The sequence below is a fragment of the Metabacillus halosaccharovorans genome (assembly GCF_002019635.1).
GTDB lineage: Bacteria > Bacillota > Bacilli > Bacillales > Bacillaceae > Metabacillus > Metabacillus halosaccharovorans.
Map to the genome: position 1 here is coordinate 1,204,002 of NZ_KV917371.1, position 10,972 is coordinate 1,214,973.

General features: G+C 36.6%; 7 protein-coding genes. All 7 read right to left on the reverse strand.

Annotated elements, in window-relative coordinates:
* Positions 1-52 precede the first annotated feature (52 nt).
* Positions 53-1,351 (reverse strand): ABC transporter substrate-binding protein, encoded by a 1,299-nt coding sequence (locus BK577_RS05575; protein WP_078432022.1) that lies wholly within the window; start codon positions 1,349-1,351, stop codon positions 53-55.
* 1,339 nt (positions 1,352-2,690) lie between these two features.
* A complete protein-coding gene (locus BK577_RS05585; RefSeq protein WP_078432023.1) occupies positions 2,691-3,353 on the reverse strand; it encodes a class D sortase in 663 nt (220 codons plus the stop codon).
* A complete protein-coding gene (locus BK577_RS05590) occupies positions 3,354-4,544 on the reverse strand; it encodes a processed acidic surface protein (protein ID WP_078432024.1) in 1,191 nt (396 codons plus the stop codon).
* Between the two features lie 318 nt (positions 4,545-4,862).
* Complete coding sequence (locus tag BK577_RS05595) at positions 4,863-6,536, reverse strand: hypothetical protein (RefSeq protein WP_169908118.1); 1,674 nt, start codon at positions 6,534-6,536, stop codon at positions 4,863-4,865.
* Positions 6,537-6,938: 402 nt separating this feature from the next.
* Positions 6,939-7,949, reverse strand: a complete 1,011-nt coding sequence (locus tag BK577_RS05600) for a LacI family DNA-binding transcriptional regulator (protein ID WP_078432025.1) — start codon at positions 7,947-7,949, stop codon at positions 6,939-6,941.
* A 183-nt stretch (positions 7,950-8,132) separates the two neighbouring features.
* Positions 8,133-9,740, reverse strand: coding sequence for a CTP synthase (locus tag BK577_RS05605; RefSeq protein ID WP_078432026.1), 1,608 nt, complete (start codon positions 9,738-9,740; stop codon positions 8,133-8,135).
* Positions 9,741-10,086: 346 nt separating this feature from the next.
* Entirely contained in the window at positions 10,087-10,650 is a 564-nt protein-coding gene (gene rpoE / locus BK577_RS05610; RefSeq protein ID WP_078432027.1) for a DNA-directed RNA polymerase subunit delta, read from the reverse strand.
* Positions 10,651-10,972 lie beyond the last annotated feature (322 nt).

The following is a 10,972-nucleotide window of genomic DNA, read 5'->3' on the forward strand; positions in this document are numbered from 1 at the left end:
CTAGATATGGTGCAACAATGCGCACCATATCCACCTTTATTCATTTTTAGAATTAACGACTTACTAGATCTTGTGCACGTTTAACAGCAGCTTTCCATTCTTTCTCTGGATCCGCACCGTCTTGAACGTTTTTAAGAGCATTTTGAACTTCTTGGTGTACTGGGAAGTATTTTTCACCTTTGTAAACGGCACCTTCGATATCTTGTGCTGCTTGAGCAAATACTTCAGATGTTACTTGACCACCAAAGAACTCATCTTGGTTAGAAGCGAACTCTTCCATTTCATACACAGCTGGTGCAGAAGGGAATAACCCACTGCTTTGGAATGATTTCAATTGATTTTCAGGTGATACTAACCATTCAACGAAGTCATATGCAGCTTGTGCATTTTCAGTTTCACTTGGGATTGCGATGTAAGATCCACCCCAGTTTGAAGCAAATTCAGTTGGCAATGTTGCTACTCTGAATTTACCAGAAGCATCTGGAGCATTACCTTCCATCCAGCCTTTTAACCAACCAGCACCTAATTCAGCAGCAAATTCACCAGTGTTAACTGCATTTGACCATTCAGGAGACCACATATCAAACTTACCAACGATTCCAGCTTTGTCTAATTCAACTGCATAATCGTATGCTTTTTTAACTGCACTACCTTCTTCGTCAAGGATTAATTCGCCTTCAGGATTTAAGTATGTGTCAACTGCAGGATCAAGAAGTGCTCTGTAAGCCATTTCAATACTGTCTACGAAAGGTTTACCAGTTTTCTCTTTCACTTGTAATCCAGCTTCTTTAAATGCTTCAGGTGAATTGATTAAAGCTTCTACTTCAGCAGGCTCAGTTGGTAGGCCAGCTGCTTCGAATACATCTGTACGATAGTATAATGCTTTAGGACCAATATCAGTTGGAAGACCGAATAAGAAATCTCCATCTGCATTTTCACCAGCATTCCATTTCCACTCTAGGTATTGATCTTGAACATCTTTTGCACCAAGATCATATAAGTTTTCAAAACGATCTTGAGCTGCTTTGAAACGATCAAATTGGTCTACTTCTAACATCGTGATATCAGGAGCACCACTACCAGCAGATAAAGCTGTGAATAATGCATCATGATGTTCAGCTGTTTCAGAAGATTTAAACTTTATTGTTACATTTGGATTTTGCTCTTGGTATTCTTTTACTAGTTCTTCATAGCCTGTCGCACCGAAAGCCCAGAAGTTTAATTCTACTTTTTCATCTCCACTTCCGCCTGCTGAAGTAGATTCTTTTTTATCCCCACCACTACATGCAGCTAATGAAAATGCTAAAACTAAAGACAAACCAGTTGCTAACCACTTTTTCTTGCTTTTCATTTAATTTCCCCCTTGTATTTTGTTTATAACAGTCTCCTCTACGAAACCGATTTCGTTATTAACGAAAATAAAAAAGTAGTTTTCATGATTGGAAACCGCTTTCAGTTATGATTATATAACCATAACTTAGGAAAATCAACCCTTTTTCTTTAAAAATTTGACATTTTTTATAAACCGGTTTCCTAAAAGCCTGAATTTTTATATAAGATTAAGTAAAGCTTAAATACGTTAATTAGCCCCACACTAGCAATGGTGGTCTTGAATTAAGCGAGATATCTTACTCCATTCCAAATTAACTTGTAATCTTGAGGACTGGACCTTTGACCTAGAAAAAGATGCCCACACTGATTACTAGATTTTTAGTGTCTTACATAGTCGAGTAGAGGGAAAATAGATATATTATTTTCGTCCCTTTCACAACACCGTACGGATTACGTATACAGCGTTTCAATTTATATCACAGTGTATACTTTTAGATAATGTTCTAAAGCAGAGCCCCCCCCCCCTCTGCTTTAGTCTTTTTTTGAGATTGCTCTTTGGACAACTTTTGATAATCCTATAAATCGGGGCAACCTTTTCTACAATAGGTTAATCCTTTCAATTCTTCATCCGGAATCCCTAGTTGTATAAGCGATTTAATTTGTTTCTTTGCTACTTTCCATTGTTTCTAAATAATGACCCTAATTCTGGAGTGAAGCTTACTGTCTATTCGTTCAGTCAGCTTCTTCATGTTTGCCAATCTGAAATAGATTCCAAATATAACTTATTTTAGTTTCAATATTCGGTAGTCTAGGGAAACACTCCAGTTTCGTTTTGTCAGTTGTCGAAGCTTCCTTTGTAACTTCTTTACGTGGGCGCGATTTCACTTGATATCTCTTGTTATTAATGTCGTAATAATACCCAAATCCTAAAAATCTAATTCTTTTGAACGTGAGATTCGACTCTTCTCAACGTTAACTATGGCAATGTCGACTCCCCAATCATTCCCGTCATTTAGAAATTTCAGGCTTTTTATAATCGCCGTCTCACAACTTTCTTTTTGGTCTGAAACCGTAACTGAATTCGCTGAACTGTTCATCGAATATCGGACTGAAAACTTGATGAATGGCTTGTTGAATGACTCTATCTACTACTGTTGGTATTCCTAATTAGCGCACCTTTCCAGAGTTAGGTCACTCTCCTCAGGGACGGACTTCCACAAATTTGGGATTTATATTCGTTTCCTTCAACCTGTCGTTTCACCGAAATGACGTCTCTGTCAGAAAAGAAAATAAGAGTTGACTTATCACTCTATGTGACTGCCCGTCACACAAAAAGCAACTCCCAGGGGAATTGCTTTTTATTTGGATGAAATTAGATCCGCGACGAGGATATAGCGCTCTGGTGATGCGCCGATAAAGTCAAACGGATAGCATGTAGAAACAGTTAGTGTTGCTCTAGGTTTCGGAACAATGACTGTTCGGTCGTCCTTGTCAACAATACGTACCTTCTTCACTTTATACGTAAATTCTCCTGCGGATGTTTTAACAACTAATAGATCACCTTTTCCAACTTCACCAAGCTTACGAAACACTGTATCGCGATGCCCTGATAGGACGGAATTATCTTTTTCACCAGGCAGAACACTACCTGCGAAATGACCAACTCCTTTTTCCAGTTCTTCTTCAGCTGTTCCGTGATAGATTGGAAGCTTTGCCTCTAATTTTGGAATAATGAGCTCTCCAATATTTTCTCCCTTTTCAGGAGGTACAGGGTAAAGAGGTTTCTGCTCTTGCTCTTTATTTTGTTCCTCCTCATTAGTTTCATTCAAATCTGACTTTATTTTATTATTCTCAGCATTCACTTGACCTGTTTTAAAAAGAAGATATCCTTTTAAAAAAGTATAAGCATTTGTACTTCCAAACCACAATCCAAACAAAACGATCGAAACAGATATAGAAAGAAGAAGCAAACGTTTTGGGCGTTTGCTCAGCTTGCTTTTTCTACTTCTTGTCCTTCTCATTTAAGAAATTCCTTTAGCTTTTAAGCGTCGGAACATAGCAAAACCAACTAAAACAAGTGCAAGTCCAACTATAGCATTTCCAGCATGGTCGGAAGCTGTCTTTGGAAGCTTGCCTCCTTTGACTGTTTTAACAGATGGTTTCACCGGTTCTGGTCCTTTAGATACGTTTTGATTCTCTGTTACAATTTCCTCTGCTTGCTTAATGTCTTTTCCTGTTTCCTTAATTAATTCGGAGCCAAACATGTCGGCTGTTAACAGTATATCAGCAAGAAACTCGCCTTGTTTGTTATATAATTCAATTAACAGATCATAACCGTTTGTTGTATCCATTGTCATCAAAGTTTCAAATGACACGGCTTGTTTTTCACCGTCTTTAACAAGATAATACTTTGTTTCAATTTGGAAAAGATCAAGCATGTCACTAAAAATATCAAAAAGCTCTGCGATTTGTTCAGCTGATAGTTCTTCAGCAGATTCAAAATCTTCAAACGCCACCATTCTATCGCTAAGCTCGATCAGTTTTTCTAAAAAAGCAGGATCTTCAAAATCGAGCGTTTCAAGATGAGCAAACAGTTTCTCAACTTCCTCATCCGTCAGACCAATCTCTGTAAAAAGTCCATAAATTTCGTCTAAATACTCGTCACCGTTTACATAAAAGTCAACAGCCAACTCTAGATCTTCAATATATTCATAATTTTCAATAGAATCTTCATTTTCATTTAAAAACTTTTCAAGATCCTCTTTTGAGTCAAAACCATAATCGTCAAGAAGAATCTGAAGGTTTTCTTCATCAATCGGAGTTCCTTCCATGCCATTTAAATAAAAATCAACATATTCAAGAAGTTCCTCTTCAAATATAATATAGGTTCCATCTAATACATCCTGCCCTTCTTCAATATCACCATATTCGACAAGAAGCTCATTTAACTCATCACGAGTCAGTTCAAATCTCTCTAGTACAGGTTGAATAGATTCTTCCGTAAGAGGGGTTCCAAGCTCATCAATAGACTCAAAATCTATTAAATACCAATCTTTGCTTTCAATATAAATGATATATTCTTGCTTGTCCCAACCAATATCCTTTAAGAACTTTTCAAATTCAGGTTCGTTTGACTCAATAGCAAAAGTTGAAACAGGCAAAAGTCCAAGTCCAAGTAAAACCCCCAAAAGAACCGATAGTAAACGTTTCATTCCCTTTCCCCCTAAGATTATTTATATAATATCTAGAATATTATAATTCTAAAGGTCTTATTTAGATAGAGGATTTTATGTCGATTTTTAGAAAAATTTTAATAATTTGTAAATCAACAAGAAGTCATTAGAAAAACACGACTTACCGCCAAGAATGGCGGGAGCCGATGTCTTTCTTATACTTTAATCATTTAAAGTTAAATATTATTAAATATGTAAAAAATAAAGGGTGGAACATATTAATCAATCTAATATGTCCCACCCTTTTCCTTCTTGTTCAATATACACGCCAGTTCGCTGTACAGAAAAAATCTCTAGTCATTCTTCAATTTTCTTAGAACTATAATCAGTTTTTAACCAACCTATCGGACTCAGGTTAACTTTATTTGCCCCTGCATAGTTTTCAAGTGTTGCCACAACACTATTTAATGGAAGCACATTATACGTATAAGGTAACTCCTCGTTAAATGGATATTCGAAGGTGAAGGGATCAGAAGGCGGATTCTCTTTACTCATATTTTCACTTCCAACAATATGTGATGACCATGCCCAATTTCCAATCGTTGATTTGTCATACCATGTAAATCCTTTATTGAATAGATTTTCACCATTATTGTCCCAGCTGCTACCTGTATAAGTCCCATATTTATTTGTTATGTGGGAATTAACTATTAAATTTCTGTTATAAGCGCTTTGAAATAGCTCAGCCCATTGTTCATCCATGTTTGTAGTATCTAATCCTTGAATTTCAGCACCTGTAATTGGCTCGTTAATCCCATAGAATACACAGGTATCTGCTGCAATAGAAGCTCCATTTCTTGCATTAAGTGCTCGTGACAGAGTATCAGTCCCGTATTCAGCAATAGCACTTACATTCTCCAATACATCATAGTGAGTTGAGTTATCAAGGTAACAGTTGTACATATGACCAGTACCTTGGCGGATCATGGGTATTCTCTGCCCAATATTGGTATAACGGTTATATGCTAGTGTTAACCGAATTCTTTGGTTGCCATCCTTTATCTCTGTACCACTGCCACTCACATAATTCACATAGTCTTTATCTCCAGAACCATTTAAGTGCACCTTGCTGTGGTAGGCGGCATACGCCATGATCTGTTCTTTGGTCGCACCGCCATTGCGCATTTTATAGTAGACACTATCAGAATTGAGCTCATTTGCGGCATATTTTCCTTCCATAAACTGAATCGATTGATAAATATCACTATCTTCTGGTGGATTTTCATTTGCAGGTAATCCGAACTCAGACCAAGAGATGGTAATATTTGAACCACCATTCTCAGTGTCAATCAATCCATCTGCTGCAATAGTGAATTTACAATGGTCAATCCAAACATTATTCGCCCCATTTATTTTAATAAATGTCCAGCCAACTTCCTTATGTTTTCCAGTGTCATCCCATTGCCACATTCCATCAAAATTTAAATTCCTTATCACAATATCATTCGTTGATCTTTGAAGTTTAAATTCTGCACTTCTAATTGTTTTACCTTTTTTTGAAAAAATCGTTAACCCATTGACATTATTTATGTCTAGTTGAGAAACACCTGATGCAGCTAACTTGGGATTTGTAAATCCGTTCATAGGATCCCGATAATTTCTTATAAACCGGTATTTTTTAGCTTCTTCTGAACTTAAATTTAATGCTTTCCATCCCAGGTTTAGATTTTTCGCTACTTCAATTACTTTCACACTTCCATTTTCAGCATCCAAAATTGCCTGCAAAAACTCTCTTTCAGTTTTAACCTGCCGATAATAAGTAGTATCAATGTAATGGCTTCGGTCATTTACCCCAAATGATGCGTAACCAGTTACTGAAAGATAACTATTGTCGTAGTCTTTCACATTTTTTGTTGTATTTGGTATAGAATCAATTTCTGCTGCATGTCCTAAGGTATTTACCCCAAATAGTAACGATGATGTAATAAATGATATTACCACCATCCAGATTATTCCACTCTTAAATTTCAAAATATTACCTCCCTCACCTCATATAGTTTTTATATATGCTTTCTACATATAATCAATCGTCATCTCTTTCCCTCATAACATCACCTCCTTAAAATGACTAAAAAGACTTCAGGTGGTAAGATTACCGACCATTATGAAAGCGCTATTATTTTATAAAATAATGAGAATACTTTTAAAAGGAATGATATACAAGATGCTTTTCAAGATATATAATCAGTTTCTTAGAAATAAGTAAAAAGACTTACTCTGAATAGAATAGAAAACTAAATGAGCATGTTTCATGAGAATGATTATGTCTATATATTTAATCCATAAGAGCTGTAGATAGCCATAAATTCAAGCAATCTCCTCGACTAATTTTCTCAGACTAAAAAAGATCAGCCCAGGATGAGCTGACCTACCTTATTTTTTACTAGATTCCCTTATAATGAGTTCCGTATCAATAAAAACAGGTTTTAAGTCTGTTTCACCGTGAATTAAATCATGTAGCATATGAGCAGCAAGCTTTCCTAATTGATCTTTATTTTGCTTAACTGTTGAAAGCTTTGGACTACTGTAACGACATGCATCTATGTCATCACATCCAATAACTGATATATCTTCAGGTACATGTAATCCTTTTTCTTTAATCGCTGCAATGGCACCGAAAGCCATTAAATCAGAAGCCGCAAAAACTGCTTTCGGAGATGTCGTGTCTTCAAGCATCTTGTTCATTGCAACATAGCCGCTCCCTTCTTTAAAATCACCGTATTGAAACCATTTTGGAGTGAATTGAATCCCTAGTTGATCCATCGCATCTTTAAATCCTTTTTCACGCAGCTCGGTAATGAGATAATGCTCTCTTCCCCCGATAAAACCAATTTCACGAATTCCTTGTCCGTAAAAGTGTTGAACAACCTTTCTGGCAAGGTTTACATTATCACTCATAACATAGCTTGCTTTAGGTCCTTGTAGCTCTAAGTCAATCCCAAGACTTGGGATACCTTCCCTAACAAGCTCATAAATGTCTTCCTCGATATCTTCCCCTGAGATAATGACACAACCATCTACTTGAAAGTGTCGACATCTCGCTAGATAGCTTCCATGATCTTTGGAGATTTGTTCATTTGAAAACATGATAATGTCGTAGCCCAATAATCCAATAGCTTTTTTAAAGGATGTGACGACTTCATTAAAAAAAGGATGAGTGAAATCCACATTTACTTTGCCGGCGTGTATAAGACCGATTAAATTGGATTTTTTCGTCGCTAAGGCTTTAGCAAAAAAGGTGGGCTGATACCCGGTCTCTTTAATAATGTCCATGACTTTTTTTCTTGTGTTTTCACTAATACCACTGTAGTTATTGATGATTTTCGAAACAGTTCCCGGAGAAACTCCGGCCATTTCAGCAATATCTTTTATCGTTAGATTCATTGCATTCCCTCTATTATCATCTGCATTTTTTAGTTACTTTCAACATTACTATGATTTGTTCTTTTATTCAATTCACTTTTAAAAGCCCTTACATAAAGGATTGTCGATTACCACTCCAACAATAAAAAAACTACCCTCGTCCCACTTATTAATAGTAGGTATGAGGGTAGCGTTATTTATGACTTATAATTTTTCTGCTGCTATTAATGATGCTTGAACAAAGTCACGGAATAATGGTTGTGGTTTTGTTGGTCTTGATGTGAATTCCGGGTGGAATTGGGATGCCACAAACCATGGGTGATCTTTAAGTTCGACGATTTCCACTAAGCGGCCGTCAGGTGTTGTTCCTGAGAAAACAAAGCCTGCTTCTTCCATTGCTTGGCGGTATTCGTTGTTAAATTCATAACGGTGACGATGGCGCTCATAGATGACTTCATCCTGATATGCTTCAAAAGCACGAGTGCCTTCTTGAAGCTTACTTGGAGATAAACCAAGACGTAATGTCCCGCCTAAATCTTCAATATCCTTTTGTTCCGGTAAAAGATCGATAACAGGATATTTTGTGTTTGGATCAATTTCAGATGAGTTTGCACCTTCCAATCCTAGTACATTACGTGCATACTCAATTGATGCAACCTGCATACCTAAGCAAATGCCTAAGAATGGCACTTTGTTTTCACGCGCATATGTTGTAGCAAGGATTTTTCCTTCTACTCCACGATCACCGAAGCCGCCAGGTACTAAGATACCATCAACATCTGATAGTTCATCTTTCACTGTTTCCTGTGTTAATTGTTCAGCATTTACCCATTTGATTTCAATATCCGAATCGAATGCATAGCCCGCATGGCGTAATGCTTCAACAACTGAAATATAAGCATCCTGCAGTTCAACATATTTCCCTACAAGACCGATTTTTGTTTTTTTGGATAGGCTTGTTACACGTTTTACAAGCTCTTTCCATTCTGTCATGTCTGCCTCATTGCAGTTCAGTTTTAAATGGTTACAAACAATTGTATCCAGGTTTTGTTCTTGTAGATCTAAAGGAATAGAGTAAAGAGTTTCTGCGTCACGACATTCAATAACCGCATTTGTATCGATGTCACAGAATAATGCAATTTTGTCTTTCATGTCTTGAGAAATTGGCATTTCTGTACGAACAACGATGATATTTGGCTGAATTCCTAAGCTGCGTAATTCTTTTACACTATGTTGTGTTGGTTTTGTTTTTAATTCACCTGCAGCTCTAATATAAGGCACAAGCGTACAGTGGATGTACATCACATTGTCACGGCCAATGTCACTTTTAATTTGGCGGATGGCTTCAAGGAATGGAAGGGATTCTATATCCCCAACTGTTCCACCGATTTCTGTAATAACAACGTCTGCACCTGTTTCTTTTCCGGCACGGAAAACACGGTCTTTGATTTCATTTGTGATATGAGGAATAACTTGAACAGTTCCTCCAAGATAATCACCGCGACGTTCTTTCTTTAAGACAGTAGAATAAATTCTTCCTGTTGTCACGTTGTTAAATTTTGTTAAGTTTACATCAATAAAACGCTCATAGTGACCTAAGTCCAGGTCAGTTTCAGCGCCATCACTTGTAACAAACACTTCCCCATGCTGGTATGGGCTCATTGTCCCCGGATCAACATTTATGTACGGGTCGAATTTTTGGATTGTTACACTCATGCCGCGATTTTTTAATAGTCTACCCAGTGATGCTGCTGTGATCCCTTTTCCTAGAGATGACACAACGCCACCTGTTACAAAAATATACTTTGTCATGGTCTTCCCCCTCAGAAGCTTGTATGTTTTTTATTTTGTACAAAAGATGAAGAAATCATTTAAGAACATAAAATGGGTTCATCTGAAAAACCAATAATATAGAAGCGTTACTTAAAAATATTGGAAAAACTTGGCTTATCGCCAAGTCCTAATGGTGAAAGCCTTAGTTTTTCTTATACTATCATCAATAAATTCTAATACTTTCTGATAGTATAAAATAAGAAAGCTCCCTTCCAAAACCATTTGAAAGGGAGCTGTAATTGTGTAATTGATAAAACAATTGCTTTTTTAAGAGCCCAAAATAGATTCTACCTAGTTAGAAATAGAAAGTCAAGACGATTTCTTTTTATTTTTCGTCATCGTCTAAATCGTCATCTTCGTCTTCATCATCTTCGTCATCTAAATCATAGTCCTCATCATCATCGTCAATGAGATCTTCATCATCTAGATCTTCATCATCATCATCATCTGCGTCATCCAGATCATCAAAATCTTCATCTTCGTCATCATCTGTGTCATCGAAGTCATCTAGATCATCATAATCCAGATCTTCTTCAAGCTCATCATATACATCATCCAGATCTTCTTCATCATCAGTCTTTTTAGCTTTTTTCTTCTTCGGTTTAGCGACCGGTACAATTTCTTCTTCAATTTGCTCATATGGATACCACGTACGTAGTCCCCACATGTTTTCACCTACACAAATAAAGCGGCCATCAATGTTAATATCTGTATAGAATTGTGCGATTTTATCTTCAACTTGCTGCTTTGTTAAACCTAGCAATCCTTTTATTTCCTCTACTAATTCACTGAAAATATAAGGTTTTTTGCTATCTTCAAAAAGCTCATAGGCAACTTCTACCATTGCCATTTCTTTTATTTGTTCGTCTGTTAATTGTTTTAGACTCAAGTTCCGGCACTCCCTTTCAAGGTCATCAATATCTATCGGCTAACCTCTTAACCTTCTAGCATTAGAGTAAGAAAGCCGCAATCATAAGATTATGTACAAAATAAACCTAACAAATCATACCATTCATTATAAACAATTTCTAGCGGTTTATGCCACCTTTATCAACTAAAAATTTGGTTCTTTCAAAGTTGGCTATTTTCGTAAACTTTCATGTTTAATATAATTTGTATTGCTTGTCGGGGCTGATCAAGGCGCTTCCGCATTTCTAGCAGGAGTCTCGCACCTTCCACGTAAATCAACCTTATTTGGTTTAGTTCTCAAA